Origin of the sequence: Streptomyces sp. NBC_00659 (assembly GCF_036226925.1) — a bacterium.
Classification (GTDB): domain Bacteria; phylum Actinomycetota; class Actinomycetes; order Streptomycetales; family Streptomycetaceae; genus Streptomyces.
Window position 1 is genome coordinate 3807760 of the sequence record NZ_CP109031.1, and the last position, 22568, is coordinate 3830327.

The window sequence follows — 22568 nt, forward strand, 5'->3', positions numbered from 1 at the left end:
GACGTCCAGGCACGTTCGCGGGACGTCCAGGACGCGGCTAGCGGATGAGTCCCGCGACGATCGTGGTCAGGGTGCGCTCGACCACCGCGTCGCGCTGGTCCGGGGGCAGGAGGGCCAGCGGGCCGTCGAGGATGAGCAGGGACAGGCCGTGCACGGTCGCCCAGGCGGCCGCCTCGGCGGCGGGGCGGTTCTCCGGTCGCATCCGGCCCGTCACGACCAGCGCGTCGAGGGTGTCGGAGAGTTCCCTGAACGCGGCGAACTCGGCCCCGGCGTCCGGTGCTTCGATGCCGGTGAAGTCGTGTTCCGCCGCCGCCTCGGTGCGGCAGAAGGCGGTGCGGTAGAGGCCGGGGTGCTCGATCGCGAAGCGGACGTAGCCGCGCCCGACGGCCTCGGTCCTGCGCACCGCCGCCTCGCCCGGGTCGTCGGACGCGGGCAGAGCGCGTACGGCCTCCATCATCGAGGCGGCGAGGGCCTGCTGGCCGTGGATCTTCACTTCCTCCAGCAGTTCCCCCTGGCCCCCGAAGTGGCGGTAGGCGGCGGTGGGCGACACCCCGACACTGCGGGCGGCCTCCCGCAGCACGACCCGCTCCGGGCCGCCCTCCGTCGCGAGTTCGACCGCGGCCTCGATCAGGGCGTTGCGCAGGTCGCCGTGGTGGTACCGGGACCGGCCGCCCGTCCGCGTGCGGGCACCCGCTGTCCGCCGGTCGTCCGCGCCCGCGTCGCCGCCGGTGTCCGCCGCGCCGTCCGTGATCGATTCCATGACTCCATCCTGCCCGAATCGGTGGTTCCACCCGCACCCCCGTTCCGGTCCTCCGGCCTGCCCCTCTCCCTACCCCGCGCTTCGAAGTTGACGCCGTTAACATCCTATGCCATCGTCGATGTTAACGGCGTAAACATTCGGAGGCGATCACCGTGTTCGACCGCATCGCACAACTGGCCCTCCATCGGAGCCGGCTTCTGCTCGCCCTCGCCGCGGTGGCCGTCGTCGCCATGGCCGCTGTCGGACTCGGAGCGTTCGGCAAGCTCCAGAGCGGCGGTTTCGAGGATCCGAGCGCACCCTCGGCCCGCGCGCAGACCCTCATCGACCAGAAGTTCGGCGGCGAGAGCAACCTCGTCCTGCTCGCCCGGTCCGACGACGGCGGGGCCATCGGCTCCCCCGCCGCCGACCGCGCCGGGCGCGACCTGACCTCCCGGCTCAAGAACGAGCCCGCCCTGTCGAACGTGATCTCGTACTGGGACACCGGCGCCTCCGCGCTGACCTCCCGGGACGGCAAGCAGGCCCTCGTACTGGCGCACGTCAAGGGCGACGACACCCAGCGGGGCGACAACGCCTCGGCGGTCATCGGCCGGTACACCGGCGACCGGAACGGGCTCACCGTGCAGGCAGGTGGTGAGGCCGCGGTCGGCGACGAGGTGCCCACCCAGGTCGCCAAGGACCTGGCGGTGGCCGAGGCCATCGCCGTACCGCTGATCCTCGTCCTGCTGGTGATCGCCTTCGGCAGTTTCGTCGCGGCGCTGCTGCCGCTGGTCATCGGGCTGATCGCGATCGTCGGCACCTTCGCCGAGCTCTATGTCCTGGGCAGCCTCACCAGCGTGTCGGTGTTCTCGATCAACCTCACCACCGCGCTGGGCCTGGGCCTCGGCATCGACTACGCCCTGCTCATGATCAGCCGGTTCCGTGAACACCTCGCGGAGGGCGCCGAGGTCCCCGACGCCCTGCGGCACACGGTCCGCACCGCGGGACGCACCATCACCTTCTCCGCCGCGACCGTCGCCGCCGCACTCGCCGCGCTGCTGGTCTTCCCGCAGTTCTTCCTCCGCTCCTTCGCCTACGCGGGCATCGGCGTGGTGGCCATCGCCGCCCTGAGCGCGCTGCTGGTCATGCCGGCCGTGCTCGCCCTGCTGGGCCACCGCGTCAACAAGGGCCGGCTGCCCTGGGCGAAGACGGTCCGCAGCGCCGAGGCCCCGCTCTGGGCCAGGCTCTCCCGCACGGTGATGCGCAGGCCCGCCCTGACCGCGCTCCCGGTCCTGGCCGTCCTGCTGCTCGCGGCCTCCCCGCTGCTCGGCGTCGTCTTCGGCACACCCGACGAACGGGTCCTGCCCGAGAGCGCGCAGAGCCGGCAGGTCGCCACCGCCGTCCAGCACGACTTCACCGGCAGCGACGAGTCGGCGGTGCAGATCGTGACGACGGGCCCGGTGTCACCGGGCGCGCTGAGCACGTACGCGACCACGCTGTCGCGGCTCGACGGCGCGGCCCGCGTCGAGACCTCCGCCGGCACCTACACCGACGGCCGTTCCGGTCCGCCCGGACCGGCCGCCGCCTCGCTCGGCCGCCCCGACGCCCAGCGGATCAGCGTCGTCACGGACCTCACCCCGAAGTCGGACCGGGCCCAGGGACTGGTCAAGGCCGTACGGGCGGTCGACGCGCCCGGCGGGACCGAGGCGCTGGTCGGCGGCACGGACGCCCGGCTGGTCGACTCCAAGTCCTCGATCGCGGACCGGCTCCCGGCCGCCATCGGCCTGGTGGCCGGCAGCACCTTCCTGATCCTGTTCCTCTTCACCGGAAGCGTGGTCCAGCCCCTGCGGGCCCTGGTCCTGAACGCCGTCAGTCTCACCGCGGCCATCGGTGTCATGGTGTGGATCTTCCAGGACGGTCATCTGTCCTCCCTGTTCGGCTTCACGCCACAGCCGATGGACACCTCGATGACCGTGCTGATGTTCTGCATCGCCTTCGGTCTGTCCATGGACTACGAGGTGTTCGTGACCAGCCGTATCAAGGAACTCCACGACGCGGGCGCCGACACCGGGACCGCGGTCACCAGCGGGCTCTCGCACACCGGCCGGATCGTGACCATGGCCGCCGGGCTGCTCGCGGTGAGCTTCTTCGCCTTCGGCACGTCTCACGTCAGCTTCATCCAGATGTTCGGCCTCGGCAGCGGTCTGGCGATCCTGATCGACGCGGTGGCCGTACGGGGTGTGCTCGTCCCGGCCGCCATGCGGCTGCTGGGCCCCGCGGCCTGGTACGCGCCGAAGCCCCTGCGCGCGCTGCACGGACGGCTCGGACTCAGCGAGGGTTCGCCCCCCTCGGACGCCTCCGCCGCCTCTCCCGGGCGGTCACCCGCGAAGGTCTGACCGTCCCAGTTCGAACCAGGTCGCCTTGCCCCGCCCCGGCCCGTGCCCGCACACGCCCCAGGCGTCGGCGCTCCTGGAGATCAGCTGTATCCCCCGGCCTCCCTCCTCATCGGGGCCGGGGGTACGGCAGTCGGGACGGCCCGGGGCCTCGTCGTGCACGAGGACACGCAGGCGGCGGGGGCCCGCCCAGCCGGCGTGCAGCGTGACCGGGGCCGAACAGCCCTGACCAGTACAGGCGTTGACAGCATTGGTGACGGCCTCGGAGGTCAGCAGCACCGCGATGTCGGTGAGTTCGGGCCGGTGCGACGCGGCGAGGAGGGTACGGACGGTCTCCCGGGCGGTGCGCACCCAGACGGAGAGCGGCGGAAAGACGAGGGAGACGTCGGTGGGGCGCGGGGGGTCCTCCATCGGAAGGGCTCCTTCACATTGCGCGCGACCGTGGTGACCAAGTCCGGGTCCTCAACTCCGTTGAGACCAGGGGTACTTCCTCGGAGCGCGGGGGCGAGGTGGATCGCCTCGACGGTAGGGAAATGTTTTCCCTCGACGCAAGCGTCTCCCGCTTATGTCACCCACGTGAGTGACATGCCGACGGGTCGGCAACTCGCGGGCGCCGAGATCGGCAGACTGCTCCGCGAGGAGGTCGGCCATGGCACCCAGGAGCAACCCGAGCGAGCGCCAGCGCAGGCTCGGTGCGGAGCTGCGCAGACTACGCGTCCGCGCCGGGCTCTCGGGCGAGCGCGCGGCAGCCATCCTCGACGCCGACCGTGCTCGCGTCAGCAACATCGAGACCGGACGCATCGACGTCTCGCGCAACCGCCTGCACAAGGTGCTCCAGGAGTACGGCTGTCCGCCCGGACCCTACTTCGACGGGCTGATGGCGATGGCCCAGGAGAACGGCAGGGGATGGTGGGACGAGTTCAACGACACGATCGGCCCGGCGGCCCGGGACCTGGCCGAACTGGAATCCCGGTCGACGGTGCTGCGGACGCACGAGCCGCTCGTGATCCCGGGGATGCTCCAGACCGAGGAGTACGCCCGAGCGGTGCTGGAAGCCACCGAGAAGGACCGCCGACGCGCCCACCGCTACGCGGAGTTCCGCCTGGCCCGCCAGCGCGTGCTCACCGGCGAGTCGCCCGTGATGTACCGGGCCGTCGTCCACGAAGCCGCGCTGCACACCCAGGTAGGGGGCGCGGCGGTCATGCGGCGCCAGCTGCTGCGCCTCATGGAGATGTCGCGGCTGCCCAACCTGACCGTGCAGGTGTACCCGTTCGAGGCGGGGATCTACGCGGCCCACACCCAGTCGTTCGTCCTCTACGGAAGCGCCGCACCCGAACTGGAGACGGTCTACCTGGAGCACCCGACGAACTCCCTCTTTCTCCGGGACGTGAGCCATCTCGATGAGTACACAAAAATGTTCGAACGGCTGTCAGAGCTGGCGCTGGCGCCGGTCGACCCCGAGTCGGCCCCGGAGTCGCACGCGTCACGCGACTCCCTGAGCCTGATCCAGCACGTCATGTACGCCCTGTGAAAGGAACCCCTCATGCCCCGACCGGTCTGGCAGAAGTCCTCGTTCAGCACGGGCGGCGAAGGCAACTGCGTGGAACTGGCGCCGGCGGTGTCCGGTCACATCCACCTCCGCGAGAGCGACCAGCCGTACGACATCGCCACGGCCGCGCCCCACGCCCTGGCCGGTCTGCTCCACGCGCTCAAGGACGACTCCTGGGGGCCGCCTCGGAGCCGGTGAGGAGAAAAGGGCCTGGGCCGCGTCCGGAAGATCACCGGACACCGCCCAGGCCCTTTTCGTGGTCCGACTACGACGCCCCGGCCGGGTGGGGGGTGGAGAAGTCCGGCCGGGGCGCGCAACCCCCGTTCTCGCGATGGCTACTTGAGAGCGGCGAACGCCTTGGAGAAGGCGCCGTCGCTCTGGACGATGGAGCTGCAGACCGCGTCCGCCGTGTTCTTGGCACCGCCGGCGCACTGCTTGTCACGGGTGGCGGACCACATCGACAGCCAGCCGATGCCCTTGGACTGAGCGAAGGTCACGAGCTGCGAGGCGTCGTCGACCTTGAAGATCTCCGAGGCCACGTCGTTGACGCCGATCATCGGGGTGATGGCGACCGTCTTCCACGCGGCACTGTCGGAGAGGCCGAGGACGCTCTTGATCTGCGCCTGCGTGGCCGTGGCGGCCTGCTGGGCGAGGTCGCCCATGTCACCGCTGAACGCGGGGCCGTAGTCCATCGCCATGATGTTCACGGTGTTGATCTTCACGCCGTTGGACTTGGCGTCGGAGAGCAGGTTGACGCCGTCCTGGGTGAGGCCCTGGGGCAGGACCGGCAGGGTGAAGGAGACGTCCAGGCCCGGGTGCTGCTGCTGGAGCTTGGCGATGGCCTTCGCGCGCTTGGAGTTCGCGGCCGTGTCGGGCAGCGCGCCGCCCTCGACGTCGAAGTCGACCTTCGTGAGCTTGTAGGCGTCCACGGCCTTGCCGTACGCGGCCGCCAGCGCGTCGGCCGAGGAGCAGGTGGTGGCCAGCTCCGAGCCGGAGGCCCCGCCGAAGGAGACCCTGACGTCGCCGCCCTTGGCGCGCAGCGCGCCGATCTGCGCCGCCACCGCGTCACTGGCGAGGTCGCTCACGCCGCCCCACTTCGGCGTACAGCCGCCGCCGTCGGTGACGAACGCGAGGTTGTAGTTCTTCACTCCGGTGGCGTCGGCCGCCTTGAGCAGGTCGAAGGCCGGGAAGAGAGAGGTGTCGACGTAGGGCGCGAAGCCCGCGGTCGTCGTGGTGCCGCCGCCCGAGCTCTGGGTGGGGGACGGGGTGGCGGTGGCGGTGGCGGTGGCCGTCGGCTTCGGGGTCGCGGTCTGCGTCGCGCTCGCGGTCGGGGTGGGCGCGGCCGTGGGGGTCGCGGTCTGCGTGGGGCGGCCGCTCGGTTCGGGCGTCGCTCCGTCCACCGAGCACTTGGTGCCGTCGATGACACAGCCCGTCGGGTTCGCGGTGCCGTTCACGACGAAGCCGACGGTGACGGACTCGCCGGCCGCCAGACCGTCCTTGTCCCAGGACGGCGGCGTCACGGTGACGTGCTGCCCGCTCACCGACGAGGTCGCGTCCCACAGCGAGCTGAGCCTGGAGCCCGAGGGCAGGTCGAACTCCAGCTTCCAGTCGGGCTTCCGCTGGCCCGTGTCGTTGGAGACGACGTACTGCCCGGTGTACCCCGTGGACCACTCGCTGGTCCTGGTGTAGGCGGCGCCGACGCTCGACGCGTTCGCGATGCCGGTGAACACGAGGGCGCCACCGCCGGCCACGGCCGCCGCGACGATGCCGCCTATCGCCTTGTTCCTGCCACTGACCTTGCGCCGGTGCGTGCTGCTCATCGCGTGTGCCTGCCTTCGCGGAATCACGGGGGTTCGCTGGGGGTCGTCCCAGGGAGGTGCGGGCATCACGCTAGCGATCCGGAATCGGTCAAACCGATTGTTCCGGACGGCGGTTGAGGATCTTAGGGTCCGCTTAAGGAAGGCATCGGGAGGCGTTAAAGGTCGAGACCAATGTGAGCGGTTTGGCACGTGCCGGCTGCCTGCTCGGAGCAGGCCCCCCAGGCGTACTCAGCGCAGAACACGGATCCCGCTCGGCGCAGGCCGCGGGCCTGGGAAGCGCAAGGCACGGGCCTGGGAGCACAGGGCGCTGGGCGGCGCGGCGCGACGCGACATGTTGCCGCCGGCCCGGCCCCCTCAACGCAGAACGCCGACCGCGCAGCGCAACGCGGGAGTCCCGCTCGGTGCAACGGGCAAGTCCCGCTCAGCGGGGTACGCGGGCCCACTCGGAGCACCAGGTCGCCCATGGCGTGTCAGCGCACGCCCACGCCGCGCCTTCGGCGCCGTACGCTGCCGCGGTGTCCGCTGCGGACCGGCGCCCTGCCGTCCAGCTGGATCCAGATGCGCACCTCGGTTCCGCCCAGCACGGAGGAACCGATCCGTACGTCCCCGCCCGTCGACTCCGCGAGCCGCCGCACGATGTCGAGGCCGAGGCCCGTCGACCCGTCGTTGCCCGAGCCCCGTCCGCGGGCCATCGCCGCCTCCGGATCCACGATTCCGGCGCCCGCGTCCGACACCAGCACGATCACGGCGTCCTCCGCGTTGTGCACGTCGACCGCGAAGGCCGTGCCCTCGGGGGTGTGCCGGAAGACGTTGCCGAGGAGGGCGTCGAGCGCGGCGGCGAGATCGGCGCGGGCCACGGGTATGCGGCACGGCCGGTCCACGCCGGCCACCCGCACCTTGCGTCCCTCGTCCTCCGCGAGCGCCGACCAGAAGTCCATGCGCTCACGGACGACCTCGGAGGCGTCGCACCCGGCTCCGGCTCCGATCGCCGCGGTCTGCGGCTTGGCCTCCCGGGCCGTCCTGATGATCGTGTCGACCTCGCGCTCCAGTTGCTCGACGGCGGCCCGGGTCTGCTCGGCGGCCGGCCCGTCGCCGAGCGAGGCGGTGTTGAGCCGGAGCACGGTCAGCGGGGTACGCAGGCGGTGCGAGAGGTCGGCGGCGAGTTCTCTTTCGTTGGCGAGCAGTTGGACGACCTGGTCGGCCATGGAGTTGAAGGCGACGGCGGCCTGCCGCAGTTCGGTCGGCCCTTCCTCCGGCACGCGGGAGCCCAGCTTCCCCTCGCCCAGCTCGTGCGCGCTCTCGGCGAGGCGCTGCGCGGGCTGCACCATCCGCACGCCCAGCCGGTCGGCGACCGCGACCGAGCCGACGATGAGGGCGGCTCCGACCCCAGCGAGGACCGCCCAGGCCGTGCCGACGCCGTTGCTGACCTCGGCCTCGGGGACGTACACCTCGATGACCGCGATCTCGCCGGAGCTGAGCGCGACGGGCTGGAGCAGCGTGGAGCCGCCGGGCACCTCCGCGATGGAGGCCCGGCCCAGCCGCCGGGTCATGACGATGTCCTTGGCGACGGCACGCCGCTCGCCGATCTCGACGGCCGGCTTGCCGTCGGCGGCGGGGATGTGCACGGCCATCTGCGCGTCCGATCCGGCGGAGGCGACCACGCGCTCCAGCTCGTCCCGGTCGGTGGTGATGGAGAGCGCGGGCGCGATGGCGGCGGCCTGCCGCTCGGCGTTCGAGAACGCCCGGTCGCGCGCCATCTCCTTGATCACCAGGCCGAGCGGGACCGCGAAGGCGACGACGACCATCGTCGTCACCGCCACGCACACCTTGACCAGTGCCCACCTCACAGCGGACGCTCCGCTCTCGGCGGCTCCAGCTTCACGCCGACGCCCCGCAGGGTGTGGAGATAGCGCGGGCGTGCCGCCGTCTCCCCCAGTTTCCGGCGCAGCCACGAGAGATGGACGTCTATGGTCTGGTCGTCGCCGTAGGCCTGCTGCCACACCTCGGCGAGCAGTTCCTTGCGCGGTACGACGACACCGGGGCGGCCGGCCAGGAAGGCGAGCAGGTCGAACTCGCGCCGGGTCAGGTCGAGTCGTACGCCTTCCAGTTCCGCCTGGCGGCGCAGCGGGTCGATGGCGAGCCCGCCGACGCGGATGACCGTCGACACGGGGGCCTCTCCCACGGTGGCGCGCGAACGGCGCAGCACCGCCGCCATCCGCGCGGACAGGTGCTCGACCGAGAACGGCTTGGTCAGATAGTCGTCCGCGCCGGCGTTCAGGAGTCGGACGATCTCCGTCTCGTCGTCCCGCGCGGTGGCGATGATCACCGGGACGTCGGTGATCCCGCGCAGCATCTTCAGTGCCTCGGACCCGTCCAGATCGGGCAGTCCGAGATCGAGGATCACGACGTCGAAGGAGAAATGGGCGACCTCGCGCAGCGCCTCCAGGGCGGTGCCGACGCTGCGCACGATGTGCGCGGCCTCGGTCAGATGCCGGATGAGCGCCGAGCGTACGAACTGATCGTCCTCGACGACGAGCACACTTGCCATGGGCGGCACCGTACGCCATCCGGGCGCGGCCGTCCGGAGCCTGTGGACAACCCTCGTGCGGCACTTGTGGACAATCCCGGACCGTTCCCCGGGACATTCCGGATCTTGGCAGGGCCGGGAGACACCCGTGGTGCTCGTGGTGCAGTATGGCCGCGATGCGCAGAGGACTCGTACACGTACTCGCGTGGTCGCTCGCCACGGGCGCGGCGGTCACGCTGTCGTGGTGGGGTGTCCACACCGTCATGACGGGGACGGCCTACGACCCGCCGCGGGCCCTGCCCATCACGGCGGCCGGCGCGACGACGCGGGAGACGGGACCGCCGGCGTCCTCGACCCGGCGGACCGAGCCGTCCAGGAGCGCGCCGAGCAGTCCGTCCACGAGCCCGAGGCCGAGCGCGGCACCCTCGAAGTCCGCGCCGGAGAGCGGCAGTCCGTCTTCTGCCGCCCCTGCCCCGACGGCCTCCCCGACCTCCTCCGGACAGGTCAAGAGCTACGACTCCGACGGCGGCCGGGTGGTCTTCGACATCGCCGCCACCTACGGGACGCTGGTGTCCGCGACGCCGAACACCGGCTGGTCGATGCAGGTGTGGAAGTTCGACACCTATATCCGCGTGGAGTTCACCTCTGGCGCCGACCGGGTGTCGGTGTTCTGCGACTGGCACGACGGGCCGCCGCATGTCGACATCGGGACGTACTGACCCGACGGACGTGCCGGGTGGCGCGCGGGCGGCCTGAGCGGGCGAGCGGGAGTACGTGACCGGCCGGCGAGCAGGCGAGCGGGAGTACGCGACCTCCTGACGAGCCGGTGGACGTGTCGGCGCCGCCGTCCAGGGCGCGCTGACGCCGGGTCAGCGGAACACGGACGGCGGCGGTGCCGGTGAGGCGACCGCCACCGCGTCCGTGACCGGTGCCGCGCCGCCCGTGAAGTCCAGGAGTTCCCTGCCGTGTTCGACCCGGGCGGGATGCGGGTCGGAGGCGGCGCGGCGGGTCAGTTCGGCGATGGGCAGGGGCAGGCCGGAGGCGACGAGGACGGCGTTCCCGAAGCGTTTGCCGCGCAGCACCGTCGGGTCGGCGACCAGGGCGAGCTCGGGGAAGACGGAGGCGACGGTGGCGATCTGGCCGCGGAGGTGCGCGAGCGGGGGTCCGTCGGCGAGGTTCGCGGCGTAGACCCCGGAGTCCTTCACGGCCCGGCGGACCTCCGTGACGAACTCGGCGGACGTCAGGTGGGCCGGGGTGCGCGCACCGCTGAAGACATCGGCGATGACCAGGTCCGCCCAGCCGTCGGGCACCTTGGCGAGGCCTTCCCGCGCGTCCACGGAACGCACCCTGATCCGGGCGTTCGGGTCCAGTGGCAGTTCGCGGCGCACCAGTTGGACGAGGGCCGCGTCGCGCTCGACGACCTGCTGGGTGGACCGGGGGCGGGTGGCGGCGGTGTAGCGGGCCAGGCTGAGGGCGCCGCCGCCGAGGTGGACGACCTGCACGGGCCTGCCGGGCGGGGCGACGAGGTCGATGACATGGCCGAGGCGGCGCTGGTACTCGAAGCTCAGGTACGCGGGATCGTCGAGGTCGACGTGGGACTGCGGGGCTCCGTCGATGAGCAGGGTCCAGCCGCGGGCCCGGTCGCGGTCGGGCAGCAGCTCGGCGAGCCCGCCGTCGACGGCCTCGACGACCGCCTCGGCCGGCCCGCGCCGTCCGCCCCGTCCGGTGTCACGGCCGTCGTCCGCCCGCTGTTTCCTCGCCCTTGCCATCTGGCCATTATCGGGGCGCGGGGGCGGGTCGGCTCAGCGACCGGTCCCCGGGGTGCGCGCCCGCTCACCGGCAGCCGTCGGCCGCCTCGATCAGCCGCGCGGCCTCGCCCAGCGCGGCCCGCAGCACCGCCGGATCGGTCGCGAGGTCCGCGTCGCCGGGCGGGAGCAGCCAGTCCGAGCCCTCGACCGGAGGCTCGGGGGCCGGCCGCAGGCCGCGGCCGTCGGTCTGCGTACAGGTGCTGCCGGGCACGTCCCAGGCGTCGGCGGTGCCGGGCGGCACCAGGAAGCCGAGGGTGTCGCGGCCGCCGTCGTGCAGGACGGGCCCCACGAGGTCGGCCGCGCCCCGGCGCAGGATGTCGACCGCTTCCAGTCCCTGGCGGGCCGGAACGGTCACCAGGTCGCACTCGGCGGCCGGCCCCGGCGGGACGCCGTGCTCCGGGGACGGCCTGTGCTGTGCGGTCGACGGCGGCGTACGGAACTCGATGCTCTGCGTGATCTGCATCCCGGCCTCCAACGGAACCCCTCCTCATGACGAGTGGGTCGGGAGTTCGGGCGGCTCCCGGTCCACCCGGTTCAACGCGCCAGGACGTCAACGGCTACGGCGGGACTCCGCCACAAAGGATGGCAGTTCATGGCAGATCGTGGATGAGATATCCGGTTTGTAGCTAAACCCAGCGTGGCGGCGTTGTCACAGCAGGTACGTTCTTGCCCCGCCGGAAGCAGGCACCTACCGGGCACAACCCGGTCAAGTCAGCCTCGGTTCCGGCGTGGTTCACGGTTCGCAAGAGAGGGCCCGGCCATGGCGTCGTCATCGGTGACCTCGTCCCCGTCCCCCCGGCCACCACGGCCGAATCTCGCCTTCCGGAGGCTGCGCGGCCAGCGCTCCCCGGGCGAGTTCGCCGCGCTGGTGCGGAGGGCCGCGCGCGAGATCGGCGAGCGGGTCAGCTGCGACGCGCGCTACATCGGGCGCGTCGAGGCGGGAGAGATCCGCTGTCCCAACTACGCGTACGAGCGGGTGTTCCTGCACATGTTTCCCGGCCGCACGCTGACCGACCTCGGTTTCACGCCCCGCTCATGGGTACGCGGACGCGGGGCGCGCGACACCGAGCCACCTCTCGCGCACTCCACGAACCTCCCGCACGTCCCGCACGAGGATGAGACGGACGGGGCGCACGAGACGTATGAGACGTCGGGTCCGCTCCACGTCCCGGCTCCGTACGGCCCGCGCACCGCGCACCACACGGACAGCCCGCACGATCCGTACAGCCCGCACGATCCGTACGACCCGCACCACTTGTGCGATCCGTACGACCCGTACGACAAACGCGATCAGAACCACGAGGAGAGCGACGTGCAGCGTCGCGCATTCATGACCGGAGGCACCGCCACGGTGGCGGCCTCACTGGGACCCTTCGCGGGCGCCTTCGGCGGCACCGCCGGGGCCTGCGAACGACGCGTCCACCGGGCGGGTACGTCCGAGGCGGGAGCCCTCGAAGAGGCCGTCCGCAGAATCCGGCTGCTCGACGACAGACACGGGGCCGACGGGCTCTACCGACGCGCGGCGGCACCCCTGCGCACGGCCTACGAACTGCTCGACGCGGGCACCACCCGGCAGACGACCGCAGACCGGCTGTACTCCGGAGCCGGCGAACTGGCCATCTCGGTGGGCTGGCTGGCACACGACTCCGGGCGCTTCGACGACGCGCGCTCGCACTACGCGGAAGCCCTCGCGACCGCCCGGATGGCGGGCGACTCGGGCCTGGAGGCCCACGCCTTCTGCAACACGGCGTTCCTCGCCCGCGACGCGGGACGCCCGCGCGAGGCCGTACGCGCGGCCCAGGCCGCCCAGCGCGCCGCACGCACCCTCGGATCCCCCCGGCTGCTCTCCCTGCTCGCGCTGCGCGAGGCCGGCGGCTGGGCCGGGCTCGCCGACCGCCGGGGATGCGAGCAGGCGATGGCCCGCGCACAGGCCCTCTACGGACGCGGCCCCTCGGAGACCGACCCCGAGTGGATGACCTTCTACGGAGAGGCCGAGCTGGAAGGGCTCGAGGCGCAGTGCTGGTCGACGCTGGGCGACTGGACCCGGGCCGCCCGCCACGCACGCCGCGCCGCCCGCCTGCAGGACCCGCACTTCACCCGCAACATCGCCCTCTACACCGCCGAACTCGCCGACGACCTCGCCCGCGGCGGCCGCCCCGACGAGGCCGCCGTCGCCGGTCTGCGCGTCCTGGACCTGCTGAACGAGGTCCAGTCCTCCCGCATCCAGACCATGCTGGCGGCGACGGCCCGCGTGCTGCTGCCGCACCGCCGGGCCTCGGGAGTCTCGGCGTTCCTCGACCGGCACGCGAGCCTGCCCCGCACGGCGTGAGGGCGGCCGGGGGCGCCGGTCAGGCGTTCAGGTGCCCGCAGTCGTTCCACACCTCGATCGCGGGTTCCCCGTAGGCCCAGCCGAGCACCGACAAAGAGGTCGGGTTGAGGCGGATACGGGCCGCGAAGTCCAGCGGAAGGCCCAGCCAGCGGGCGCCTATGGAACGCAGGATGTGGCCGTGGGCGAAGACCAGCACATCGCGGTCCTCGGAGCGGGCCCACGAGACGACCTCGTCCGCGCGCGCGGTGACCTGCTCCAGGGTCTCCCCCTCGGGAACCCCGTCGCGCCAGATGAACCAGCCGGGGCGGATGTCCTGTATCCCGGCCGGGGTCATGCCCTCGTAGGCGCCGTAGTCCCACTCCATGAGCGCGTCCCAGGCCGTCGCCCGCTCCCCGAAGCCGGCGAGTCCGCACGTCTCGCTCGCGCGCGAGAGCGGGCTGGTCCGCACCTCGGCGGCGGGCAGCGAGTCGAACGGTGACCGGTGGAGCCGCTCGCCCAGCAGCTTGGCTCCCCGCCGCCCCTCCTCCAGGAGGGGGATGTCGGTCCTGCCGGTGTGCTTTCCGGACAGCGACCATTCGGTCTGTCCGTGCCGGGCCAGCAGGATGCGCGGTGCCATGAAGAGGAGCCTTTCCGTGACGGGCGGCACGGACGAGAGGGTCGGCTCACCCGTGGACGACTGAGGAGTGGGTCACTCCATCATCGCTCACGTCCGCTCCGGGCAACCCGGAGGGCGATCTCCGCGTCTTTGACATCCGGGGCGCCCCTTCGGGGCATTCACGCACACCGTAAAATCCCCGGGTGGCCACGGACCGGGTCACCACGAACGAACAAGCACGAGCAGTTGGGGGAGGGCGATCGGATGCCGCAGACCGATGCACCGCGTACCGAAGCGGCACCGCGCGCCCGGCCGGGCCGGTGGGACGCCCTGCGCGCGTCCGCCGCGTCGCAGGCCCGTCTGCGCTGGTGGACCGAGGTCCCGCTGATCCTGCTCGTGTACGCGGCGTACACCGCTGGCCGGCTGCTCGCCCGGGGCAACACCTCCGGCGCGATAGACCACGGCCTGGAGATCCTGCGTATCGAGAAGGCCCTCCACCTCAACGCCGAACATCCGCTGAACCGGCTGTTCACGCGGGAGGCCTGGCTCGGTGTGCCCGCCGACTTCGGGTACGCGTCGCTGCACTACGTGGTGACGCCGGCGATCCTGATATGGCTCTTCCGCTCCCGGTCCGTGCGCTACCGCGCGGCCCGCACCTGGCTGTGGACCTCCACGTTCATCGGTCTGATCGGCTTCACCCTGCTGCCGACCTGCCCGCCCCGGCTGCTGTCGCCCGAGCACGGCTTCGTCGACACGATGGCCCAGTACAGCGATTACGGCTGGTGGGGCGGCGAGGCGAGTGCGCCACGCGGCATGGGCGGGATGACGAACCAGTACGCGGCGATGCCGAGCCTGCACGTCGGCTGGGCGCTGTGGTGCGGGGTGATGCTGTGGCGTCACGGCCGTACTCCCGCCGCCAAGGTCGCCGCCGTCGTCTATCCGCTGTTCACCACGATCGTCGTGATGGGCACGGCCAACCACTACTTCCTGGACGCCGTCGCGGGCGTCGCCGTGATGGGGGCCGGCCTGCTGCTGACCCCGTTCGTGATGCGGGCGGCGGACCGTGTGCGGACGCTGCTGAACGTCGTCGTCCCGTGGGGCAAGGGTGCCTCGGGGGGCGAGGGTTCCGCGATTGTCAGTGCGGGGTGCCAGACTTCCCCGGGTGAACGAATTCCCCGACAGCGCGAGCCCCGTCCCGGGCCGGGAGCCGAGCCGGATTCCGCCGCCACGGACGCGGGAGACAGCGCTGCGACAGCAGCTCGCTGAGCTGCGCGGTCCGGACATCGCGCCGAAGGCTCTGGACGCGCGGGCCCTCGCGGCGCTCGCCGCCAACCCCGGGTGCGACCGGCGCGCCCTGCTGGACGGTGTGGGCGTCGACAAGGCGAAGCTGGCCGGTGCGCTCGGCGCGCCGTCCGCGTTCGGGATGTCGCAGTTCGCCTTCATGCGGGGCAACGCGTTCGAGGCGCGGGTCAAGGCCGACGGCGGCGCCGAGCTGCTGCGGCTGGTGCACGAGAAGCTGGACCCCGGGGCCGCGCCGCCCGGCGCCGGTGCCGTGCCCGACCTGAGCGCGATCGGCCCCGAGGGACGCACGGAACGCACGGCACGGGCGTTGCGCGAGGCCACCGGGACCGGCGCCTGGACCCTGCTCGACCACCCCATGCTCGCCCTGGACGTGGCGGGCTCCCCCGCCTTCCTGGAGCCGGACGCCGTGGTCGTGCATCCCGACGGGGACTGGACGGTCGTCGAGATCAAGTCGTTCCCGATGCTCGACGGCTCGGCCGACCCCGCCAAGGTGGGCGCCGCCGCCCGGCAGTCCGCGGTGTACGTCCTGGCCCTGGAGGAGGTCGCGGCCGGTCTCGAGCCCGCTCCCGAGGTCCACCACCGTGTCCTGCTGGTCTGCCCGAAGGACTTCTCCAACCTCCCGGCCGCCTCGGCCGTCGACGTGCGCAAGCAGCGCGCGGTCACCCGCCGCCAGCTCGCCCGGCTCACCCGGGTCGAGGACATCGCGGCCGCCCTCCCCGAGGGCACCTGCTTCTCCCCCGGCCTTCCCGCCGAGGAACTGATCACGGCCGTCGAGGCGGTCCCCGCCACCTACGCCCCCGAGTGCCTGTCCGCCTGCGAGCTGGCCTTCCACTGCCGGGCCCGCTCGCGCGCGGAGGGCGCGGTGACCTCGCTCGGCCGCTCGCTGCGCGCGGAGCTCGGCGCTCTGACGACCGTCCCGGACGTCCTGGCCGCGGCGCGCGGGAAGGCGGGCGACCCCGAGGACCCCGCCGTCGCGGCCCTCAGGAGAGCGGCGCTGCTGCGGGCGGAGGCCCTGCGCGGGACGGCCGCGCAGACCCCTGCCCGAGCCCGGGAGGCCCGGGTACCGGTCGCGGTGGCGGCGCGGGCCGGCTTGCCGCAAGACCTCGCGGCAGGCCGGAGGGGCTCGGCCGGCGGCCTCCCCGAGGTACACACCGTGCCCGCACCAGGATCCCCGGCCCCGGAGACCGGCGCGCCCAGGGCCGAAGCACACGAAACGCCCGTGCCCACCGGTGCGGGCGCCCCCGAAGCCGCCGCCCCCGGCGACGTCGGCGGCCGGGAGGCGGGCGCATGTCTCTGATCACCGCCCTCGCCCGGCTGGAGGCCGTCGAGAGCGGCCGGGCGCAGCCCGCCGCCACCGTCCTCCACCGCCATCTCGTCGAACGGCCGCTGGTGTTCGTGCCGCTCACCACCGCGGGCGAGGCGGGAGCCCCGCTCGGGGCGCTCGTCGGCACGGACCGGGACGCGCCCCGGCTGCTCGTCGTGCCGCAGCCGCGCGACCGCGACCTGCGTTTCGCCTTCCTCGCCGAACTCGCGGACGTCGTCCTGCCCTACATCGACTCGTTCGCGGATGTCGTCGAGGCGGCCGAGCGCAGCGAGACCGACCCGGAGACCGGCAAGCGCGTCAAGGTCGAGGTCGAGCTGTCCGCGGACGCTCCGCAGCTGATCGTGCCGGGCCGGGCCGGCATCGAGTTCATCCGCCTCCTCGGGCGCTCCACCCGCTTTCGCCGCACCGCCGAGCAGGATCCCGAGACTCCGCATCCTGCGCCTCCCCGGGTGCCGCTGTTCGGGCGCTGGCTGACCCACTTCGGGGAGCGCGCCCGGGTGCCCGGCTCCGCCCTGCTCCTCGCCCTCACCGACGTGCTGTCCCGGCACTGGGCCACCGGTCAGAGCAGCCTGGAGGACCAGCATCTGGGCGCGCTGCTCGCCTGGCTCGATCCTCCGGACGGCGAGCCGGGCGCCGAGGCGGCGGTACGGGCCGAGCTCCAGCGGGACGCGCGCGGTCAGCTCGTCTGCCCGCCCGCCGGACCGGCCACCGACCCCGCCTTCGACAACGAGCTGCTGGCCCCCGCGATCGAACGCTACGACCGTGCGCGTACGGCGCTGGCCGCCGCCGAGGACGGCATCGAGGCGGACGACCGGCTCGGTGAACTCACCGCGGCCGAGCGGAGGATCCGCGACCTGGTCGAGAGCGTCACCCGGCCCACCTGGGACGCGGTCTGGCACGGTCTCGACCTGCTGCGGGCGCTGCCGGAAGGAGCGCACTCCGCCGACCGGTGGACCCGTGACCGCTGGTCGTTCACCGGACACCGCGACCGGGTGGTGGCGGGCGAGCCGCCGCAGCCGCGCCGCGACGACGCGGTCACCGCCGCGAACAAGCTGGCCACCCGGGAGCGGGAGCAGGCCCGGCTGGAGGCGCAGGAGGCTCTCGACGACCCGCTGGTCATGGCCGGCCGGCGGCTCGCCGGAGAGGCGTTCGCCGGAGAGGTCACCGAGGTCGTGACGGCGTACAGCGAAGGCAAGCGGCCGAGCCCCCGCCCGCTGGTGACCGTCCGCACGGACGACCGCCCGCACCTGGGGGAACGGGCCAAGGTGTACCGCTCGCTCGGCGGGAAGCCGCAGGCCGCGGAGTTCGTGGGGTACGACGACGAGGGTGCGGCCGTGGTGCTGCGGATCGTCGACAAGATGGGGCGCGGCAAGGAACCGGAGGCCGGGTCCGTGCCGGAGAACGGGGATGCCGTCTGCTTCACGCTCTTCGAGCACGAGCAGCGCGGCGGTGCCAAGCTGCCCGACCCGGAGGAGACGCCGTGGACGCACGGAGGGCCGCCGGGCGAGCCCGACGCGCTGCCGCTGCCGGACCCGGTGACCGAGGAGGACGTGCTGTGACCGCCGTGTTCGACCCGGGTGCCGAGGCCACCCGCGCCACCGACGCGATCCTGCGCGACACCCTGCACGGCACCGACCGCGGAGTCGTGGTCGACTCCCCGCCGGGCGCCGGCAAGTCGACCCTCGTCGTCCGGGCCGCTCTCGAACTGGCGGCCGCCGGGCGCCCGTTGATGGTCATCGCGCAGACGAACGCCCAGGTCGACGATCTGGTGCTGCGGCTCGCGGAGAAGGCGCCGGACCTGCCCGTGGGCCGGCTGCACAGCAGCGACTCCGACCCGTACGACAAGGCGCTCGACGGCCTGGACCAGGTCCGCAAGTCCGCGAAGGCGGCAGACCTGGCCGGCCTGGACGTCGTCGTCTCGACCGCCGCGAAGTGGGCCCACGTCAAGGGCGTCGAGCCCTGGCGGCACGCCATCGTCGACGAGGCGTACCAGATGCGCTCGGACGCGCTGCTCGCGGTCGCCGGGCTCTTCGAGCGGGCGCTGTTCGTGGGCGACCCGGGGCAGTTGGACCCGTTCGCGATCGTCGGCTCGGAGCAGTGGGCGGGACTGTCCTACGACCCGTCCGCGTCCGCGGTGTCCACGCTGCTCGCGCACAATCCGCAGTTGCCGCAGCACCGGCTGCCGGTGTCCTGGCGGCTGCCCGCGTCGGCCGCGCCCCTGGTGTCGGGCGCCTTCTACCCGTACACGCCGTTCCGCAGCGGCACCGGTCACGGCGACCGGCGGCTGAACTTCGCCGTCCCGTCGGACGGTTCGGGCACCGACCAGGTCATCGACGAGGCGGCCGAGTCCGGTTGGGGGCTGCTGGAACTGCCGGCCCGGCACACTCCGCGCACGGACCCGGAGGCGGTCCACGCGGTGGCCGGGGTCGTACGGCGGCTGCTCGACCGGGGCGGCGCGGCCACGTCGGAGCGGGCGGAGGATCCGGTGCCCCTGACGGCCGACCGGATCGCCGTCGGCACGGCGCACCGCGACCAGGCCGCGGCCGTACGGGCGGCGCTGACCGGTCTCGGCGTCACGGACGTCACCGTGGACACGGCGAACCGGCTCCAGGGACGGGAGTTCGACGTCACCGTCGTCCTGCACCCGCTGTCGGGACGGCCCGACGCCACGGCCTTCCATCTGGAGACCGGACGTCTGTGCGTACTCGCTTCCCGGCACCGGCACGCGTGCATCGTGATCTGCCGGGAAGGAATCACGGAGTTGCTGGACGACCACCCGTCGACCGAGCCCGTACAGCTGGGGGTGACCGTGAAGTTTCCGGATGGCTGGGAGGCCAATCATTCGGTGCTGTCGCATCTGGCGGAACACCGGGTGACCTGGCGGCCCTGAGCCGGCGGGCGGCCCGCTCCGACGGCCCCACGATCCGGCGAGGTCCGGGTCCCGCGGGGGATGCTCGACCCTGCGGGCCCACTTGCGCGGGCGCGAGACAATGGACGGTGGCCCTTTGCCGAGAGGGGCCCCGAACCGTACGAGGAGGAGAAGACATGGCGGAGCCCACGCCGCGTCGGAACGAACCGCGGCTACGCCCCGCGCCCCTGCTCTTCGAGCCCGCGGAAGCCGCCGGGGATCCGGAGCATTTCTTCGACCTGGAGTCGATCGACGATCCGCGCGCGCTCCTTGACCGGTCCACGGAGCTGGCGCACGCGTTTCGCGCCGCCGCCGACCGGGCCGTCGAGTTCCAGGCCATCGCCGCCGCTCAGCTCGCCGATCCGCGCCGTTTCGACCGGCTGACCACCGCCTCGATCGCCGAGCGGGCCGAATGGACCGAGGACTACGCGAAGAAGATGGTCGAGTTCGGCCAGGACCTGCTGCGGGGCACGGAGGGCAACGGACACGGTCACGGAGTGACCGACCCACTCTGACGTGGACACCCGGGACGACCAGGACGCCCGGAACCAGGGCGGTCGAAACCCTGGCGGTCGGGACCAGGGCGGTCGGGCGACCCCGTGAGCGCGGTCGGTCACCCCTCCCTGGCATATGCCAGCCGGGCAAGATACTCCACCTCACCCCTGCCTGTCCCGGTTTCGGGCAACCCTCCGGAACGGGACGCTCACCGCCGGTAGATGTATGCGGCATGAGCAGCACACGGAACCCGCCGAGCAGCAGCCCGCACAGCCCCGGAGCGAGGTCGTCCGAAGGGCTGGACGTCTCCGGTGTCACGGCCGAGGGCGCCGCCTGGCTCGCCTCCGCCGGAACGTATCCGCGCAGCACGCTCGCTCTGTGGCGCGAACGGCCCGACGCCCCGGTCGTCCTGCTCTGCGGCAGCGCGTTCGACGTCGTCAGCGCCTCGGCCCTGTTCGGGCGGCGGATGCTCGACCGGCTCTGGGACGAGGGGCCGGGCTCGGGCCCGGTGGCGGCGTACCGCGGACGGATCCTGCTGTTCGCCGCGCCCGGCACCGCCCAGCGGCTCCCCTCGCTCATGGAGTGGGAGGAGTGGGGCGGGAGGCCGGGCGTCGGGGCGGGGCGGTGCCGGGAGGTTCCTCCGCTGCTCTGCCACGGCACGGGAGACGCGGTCACCGTGCCCCCGCTGACCCCCGGGAGCGACGGACCGGGGGCCGTCCGGACCGATTCCCGCTGGCTGGTCGCCCCCGACACGCAGCGGCCCTGGCTTCCCGGCCCCGAGATCCTGCTCTGGGCGGCCGTGCGGGCGGCCCGCGCGGCGGCGTCGGCTGCGGTACGGATATCGATTTTTCCTCGTGCCGATCAGGATGCTAAGGTCTACGACGTCAGCAGGCGCCGCTAGCTCAGTTGGTTAGAGCAGCTGACTCTTAATCAGCGGGTCCGGGGTTCGAGTCCCTGGCGGCGCACGCCAACGAGAGCGGGATGATTCGCGGAAACGCGAGCGTCCCGCTCTCGTCGTTTCCGCGGTCGCGGAGCCCGCTCAGCCTGTCGTGATCCGCACCGTCCAGGCCCCCGAGGCGGTCCGGTCCTCCACCTGGACCCGGACGTTCGCGCCCGGCACCTCGAAGCTCTCCCCGAGGCGCACCGGGGCGTCCGCGAGCGGCGGGTACACCGAGTCCTCCCAGCAGGACTCGGAGCCGGGGTGCGCGTCGAGGACCTGGACGGGGCCGCTGCCCGACTCGGTCCGGCTGCGGACCCGGTAGACGAGGACGCCCCGCTCGCACGTCGACCTGTCGTTGCCCGCCGGCCCCCTGGCCTCGAAGGCGATCGCGCTGTCCGGGCCCGTCGGGACCACCGCCAGCTTGGTGCCCCGGCCGATGCCGACGGTCTGTGATCCGGGGGGCGCCGCCACACCCACCGCGTTCACGGAGGCGCCCGGCGCGCCCGGACCACGCACGGACGTCCGCAGCCCGCCCGAGGGCACCCGCGGCCCCTGCCACGCCACCCCCGCCCCACTCGTACCGGTCTTCCCGCTCGCCCCGCCCGACGCGGCCGCACCACTCCCCGCCGACGCGGCCGGGCCGGTGGCCAGCACCCCGGTGCCGGCGGCTTCCCGGGCGCTCGCGCCGGCCGAACCGACCGTGGAGTGCGCGGGTCCGGCCTCCAGCGGCTCCAGCGTCAGCCGGGTGGTGCCGGAGCCCAGTACGCACGCCACCTGGTGCGGTTCCAGCCACCCCAGCCGCCACTTGTGCCAGCCGAAGAGGTCGGGGGCGAGGCCGAACTGGCTGCCCATGAGGTCCCAGTCGCCCACATAGGTGTCCCAGTCGCCCTTGCCGTCGGTGGGGCGGTGGTAGAGGTCGGGCAGGTCGAAGACATGGCCGGTCTCGTGCGCGAGGACGAGACGGTCCGGCGGGTGCTTCTCGAAGACCGTGACGACGCGCCGGATGTCCTTGCCGTCCGCGCGCAGAGGTGTGTCCAGGTTGACGACCTTCGTGGCGTCCGAGTCGACGCCCGGAGCGTCCGGGTCCGCGATGAAGTAGACGACGTCGTAGCGCGAGAAGTCGACCCGCGGGTCGGCCACGGCGAGGGCGTCGCGCAGATAGGCGGCACGGTCGCCGGAGTTCCAGTCGCGCTGTATGGCGTACGAGGTGGAGGCGTGCGGCATCTGGATCCAGGCGCGCCGGGGGTGCGGCCGGACCGTGAACTTTCCGTACGAGGCCTGCTCGAAGAAGCGGCTGGTGGCCGGGAAGTAGTCGCCTGTCAGCTCGGCGGGCGTGGTGTGCGGGGTGGAGTCCGGGAAGGACAGGAAGACCATCACGGCGTCGAGGGGGCGGGTGGGACGCACATAGGCGGTGTTCCAGGTGTCGGCGCCCTCCGAGTGGTGCGCCGCTGTCCGCGTCAGGGCGCAGGGCGACGCGAGGGGTTCGGCGAGCGCGTGGCCCGGCCCCAGGGAGGTCGCCGCGAGCGCGGTCATCGAGGTGAACATGGCCGCGGTGCTGCGCCAGCGGGCCGCCCCGTCGCGGGCGGGACCACGCAGGAGCCCGCGAGCGAGAACCCTCAAGGGGAGCGGACGCGGCACGTCGACCTCCGGATGCGGTTGTGGGTCACCGCATCCAGCCTGATTGAATTTGTACTATTTCGCCCTGTTTGTCTGCACCGGAAGAGTGAGTGCCCGAGCGGGTCGACACCCCCGGACATGCACGGAACGTCACGTACGGTCGACGGGACAGGGAACCGTCCGGATAACAGGCAGAAACGATCTGTCAGAACAGGCGGTTGTTCC

General features: G+C 72.7%; 19 protein-coding genes, 1 tRNA gene and 1 pseudogene. 12 read left to right on the plus strand and 9 right to left on the minus strand.

Annotated features, from left to right (window positions below; all coding sequences use genetic code 11):
• Positions 1–37: 37 nt before the first annotated feature.
• Positions 38–760 (minus strand): TetR/AcrR family transcriptional regulator, encoded by a 723-nt coding sequence (locus tag OG410_RS16385; RefSeq protein WP_329299841.1) that lies wholly within the window; start codon positions 758–760, stop codon positions 38–40.
• A 152-nt stretch (positions 761–912) separates the two neighbouring features.
• Between OG410_RS16385 and OG410_RS16390 the strand changes: the two genes are divergently transcribed.
• Positions 913–3132 carry an MMPL family transporter gene (locus tag OG410_RS16390; RefSeq protein WP_329299842.1) on the plus strand — a complete coding sequence of 740 codons (2220 nt, stop codon included), beginning with the start codon at positions 913–915 and terminating at the stop codon, positions 3130–3132.
• On the opposite strand, the gene OG410_RS16395 is transcribed toward OG410_RS16390, so the two are convergent.
• Entirely contained in the window at positions 3115–3540 is a 426-nt protein-coding gene (locus OG410_RS16395) for an ATP-binding protein (RefSeq protein WP_329299843.1), read from the minus strand. The genes OG410_RS16390 and OG410_RS16395 overlap by 18 nt on opposite strands.
• A gap of 238 nt (positions 3541–3778) precedes the next feature.
• Between OG410_RS16395 and OG410_RS16400 the strand changes: the two genes are divergently transcribed.
• Positions 3779–4660, plus strand: a complete 882-nt coding sequence (locus OG410_RS16400; RefSeq protein WP_329299844.1) for a helix-turn-helix domain-containing protein — start codon at positions 3779–3781, stop codon at positions 4658–4660.
• Between the two features lie 12 nt (positions 4661–4672).
• A complete protein-coding gene (locus tag OG410_RS16405) occupies positions 4673–4876 on the plus strand; it encodes a DUF397 domain-containing protein (protein WP_329299845.1) in 204 nt (67 codons plus the stop codon).
• 137 nt (positions 4877–5013) lie between these two features.
• Here the strand turns inward: OG410_RS16405 and OG410_RS16410 are convergent, their stop codons facing one another.
• The 3 genes from OG410_RS16410 to OG410_RS16420 form a co-directional block, all read right to left on the minus strand.
• The gene (locus OG410_RS16410; protein WP_329299846.1) at positions 5014–6498 is read right to left on the minus strand and encodes a glycoside hydrolase family 18 protein; all 1485 of its coding nucleotides are present in this window, start codon (positions 6496–6498) and stop codon (positions 5014–5016) included.
• A gap of 470 nt (positions 6499–6968) precedes the next feature.
• Positions 6969–8345: a HAMP domain-containing sensor histidine kinase gene (locus tag OG410_RS16415; RefSeq protein ID WP_329299847.1), complete on the minus strand. Its 1377-nt coding sequence runs from the start codon at positions 8343–8345 to the stop codon at positions 6969–6971.
• On the minus strand, positions 8342–9046 hold the full coding sequence (locus OG410_RS16420) for a response regulator transcription factor (protein ID WP_329299848.1): 705 nt from the start codon (positions 9044–9046) through the stop codon (positions 8342–8344). Before OG410_RS16420 ends, OG410_RS16415 begins: the two co-directional genes overlap by 4 nt.
• A 155-nt stretch (positions 9047–9201) precedes the next feature.
• On the opposite strand from OG410_RS16420, the gene OG410_RS16425 reads away from it, so the two are divergent.
• A complete protein-coding gene (locus OG410_RS16425) occupies positions 9202–9744 on the plus strand; it encodes a hypothetical protein (RefSeq protein ID WP_329299849.1) in 543 nt (180 codons plus the stop codon).
• 150 nt (positions 9745–9894) lie between these two features.
• Here OG410_RS16425 and OG410_RS16430 read toward each other — a convergent pair whose 3' ends face one another.
• Both OG410_RS16430 and OG410_RS16435 read right to left on the minus strand, forming a co-directional pair.
• The gene (locus OG410_RS16430; RefSeq protein ID WP_328669279.1) at positions 9895–10794 is read right to left on the minus strand and encodes a spermidine synthase; all 900 of its coding nucleotides are present in this window, start codon (positions 10792–10794) and stop codon (positions 9895–9897) included.
• A gap of 64 nt (positions 10795–10858) precedes the next feature.
• On the minus strand, positions 10859–11296 hold the full coding sequence (locus OG410_RS16435) for a hypothetical protein (protein ID WP_328669280.1): 438 nt from the start codon (positions 11294–11296) through the stop codon (positions 10859–10861).
• 297 nt (positions 11297–11593) lie between these two features.
• On the opposite strand from OG410_RS16435, the gene OG410_RS16440 reads away from it, so the two are divergent.
• Positions 11594–13162, plus strand: coding sequence for a hypothetical protein (locus OG410_RS16440; RefSeq protein WP_329299850.1), 1569 nt, complete (start codon positions 11594–11596; stop codon positions 13160–13162).
• Positions 13163–13181: 19 nt separating this feature from the next.
• Here OG410_RS16440 and OG410_RS16445 read toward each other — a convergent pair whose 3' ends face one another.
• Positions 13182–13778 (minus strand): histidine phosphatase family protein, encoded by a 597-nt coding sequence (locus OG410_RS16445; RefSeq protein WP_329299851.1) that lies wholly within the window; start codon positions 13776–13778, stop codon positions 13182–13184.
• Between the two features lie 243 nt (positions 13779–14021).
• On the opposite strand from OG410_RS16445, the gene OG410_RS16450 reads away from it, so the two are divergent.
• The 7 genes and pseudogenes from OG410_RS16450 to OG410_RS16480 all read left to right on the plus strand — a co-directional run bounded on the left by OG410_RS16450 (position 14022) and on the right by OG410_RS16480 (position 20751).
• Positions 14022–15023, plus strand: coding sequence for a phosphatase PAP2 family protein (locus OG410_RS16450; RefSeq protein WP_329299852.1), 1002 nt, complete (start codon positions 14022–14024; stop codon positions 15021–15023).
• Positions 14974–16086: pseudogene (locus tag OG410_RS16455) on the plus strand (hypothetical protein); the annotation flags it as partial. The gene OG410_RS16450 and the pseudogene OG410_RS16455, both read left to right, overlap by 50 nt.
• Positions 16087–16346: 260 nt before the next feature.
• Positions 16347–17942 (plus strand): hypothetical protein, encoded by a 1596-nt coding sequence (locus OG410_RS16460; protein WP_329299853.1) that lies wholly within the window; start codon positions 16347–16349, stop codon positions 17940–17942.
• Positions 17939–19273 carry an AAA family ATPase gene (locus tag OG410_RS16465; protein ID WP_329299854.1) on the plus strand — a complete coding sequence of 445 codons (1335 nt, stop codon included), beginning with the start codon at positions 17939–17941 and terminating at the stop codon, positions 19271–19273. Before OG410_RS16460 ends, OG410_RS16465 begins: the two co-directional genes overlap by 4 nt.
• Positions 19274–19428: 155 nt before the next feature.
• On the plus strand, positions 19429–19806 hold the full coding sequence (locus OG410_RS16470; RefSeq protein WP_328452125.1) for a hypothetical protein: 378 nt from the start codon (positions 19429–19431) through the stop codon (positions 19804–19806).
• A gap of 212 nt (positions 19807–20018) precedes the next feature.
• Positions 20019–20687, plus strand: a complete 669-nt coding sequence (locus tag OG410_RS16475) for a bifunctional DNA primase/polymerase (RefSeq protein WP_329299855.1) — start codon at positions 20019–20021, stop codon at positions 20685–20687.
• Positions 20678–20751, plus strand: a tRNA-Lys gene (locus OG410_RS16480). The genes OG410_RS16475 and OG410_RS16480 overlap by 10 nt, the downstream gene beginning before the upstream one ends.
• A gap of 74 nt (positions 20752–20825) precedes the next feature.
• On the opposite strand, the gene OG410_RS16485 is transcribed toward OG410_RS16480, so the two are convergent.
• The gene (locus OG410_RS16485) at positions 20826–22364 is read right to left on the minus strand and encodes a M6 family metalloprotease domain-containing protein (RefSeq protein ID WP_329299856.1); all 1539 of its coding nucleotides are present in this window, start codon (positions 22362–22364) and stop codon (positions 20826–20828) included.
• Positions 22365–22568: the final 204 nt, after the last annotated feature.

Excerpts from the sequence above, each read along its gene's own strand:
- OG410_RS16385 (WP_329299841.1), bottom strand. The coding sequence starts at position 760 with ATGGAATCGATCACGGACGGCGCGGCGGACACCGGCGGCGACGCGGGC.
- OG410_RS16395 (WP_329299843.1), bottom strand. The coding sequence starts at position 3,540 with ATGGAGGACCCCCCGCGCCCCACCGACGTCTCCCTCGTCTTTCCGCCG.
- OG410_RS16400 (WP_329299844.1), top strand. The coding sequence starts at position 3,779 with ATGGCACCCAGGAGCAACCCGAGCGAGCGCCAGCGCAGGCTCGGTGCG.
- OG410_RS16405 (WP_329299845.1), top strand. The coding sequence starts at position 4,673 with ATGCCCCGACCGGTCTGGCAGAAGTCCTCGTTCAGCACGGGCGGCGAA.
- OG410_RS16410 (WP_329299846.1), bottom strand. The coding sequence starts at position 6,498 with ATGAGCAGCACGCACCGGCGCAAGGTCAGTGGCAGGAACAAGGCGATA.
- OG410_RS16420 (WP_329299848.1), bottom strand. The coding sequence starts at position 9,046 with ATGGCAAGTGTGCTCGTCGTCGAGGACGATCAGTTCGTACGCTCGGCG.
- OG410_RS16425 (WP_329299849.1), top strand. The coding sequence starts at position 9,202 with ATGCGCAGAGGACTCGTACACGTACTCGCGTGGTCGCTCGCCACGGGC.
- OG410_RS16430 (WP_328669279.1), bottom strand. The coding sequence starts at position 10,794 with ATGGCAAGGGCGAGGAAACAGCGGGCGGACGACGGCCGTGACACCGGA.
- OG410_RS16435 (WP_328669280.1), bottom strand. The coding sequence starts at position 11,296 with ATGCAGATCACGCAGAGCATCGAGTTCCGTACGCCGCCGTCGACCGCA.
- OG410_RS16440 (WP_329299850.1), top strand. The coding sequence starts at position 11,594 with ATGGCGTCGTCATCGGTGACCTCGTCCCCGTCCCCCCGGCCACCACGG.
- OG410_RS16445 (WP_329299851.1), bottom strand. The coding sequence starts at position 13,778 with ATGGCACCGCGCATCCTGCTGGCCCGGCACGGACAGACCGAATGGTCG.
- OG410_RS16450 (WP_329299852.1), top strand. The coding sequence starts at position 14,022 with ATGCCGCAGACCGATGCACCGCGTACCGAAGCGGCACCGCGCGCCCGG.
- OG410_RS16460 (WP_329299853.1), top strand. The coding sequence starts at position 16,347 with ATGTCTCTGATCACCGCCCTCGCCCGGCTGGAGGCCGTCGAGAGCGGC.
- OG410_RS16470 (WP_328452125.1), top strand. The coding sequence starts at position 19,429 with ATGGCGGAGCCCACGCCGCGTCGGAACGAACCGCGGCTACGCCCCGCG.
- OG410_RS16475 (WP_329299855.1), top strand. The coding sequence starts at position 20,019 with ATGAGCAGCACACGGAACCCGCCGAGCAGCAGCCCGCACAGCCCCGGA.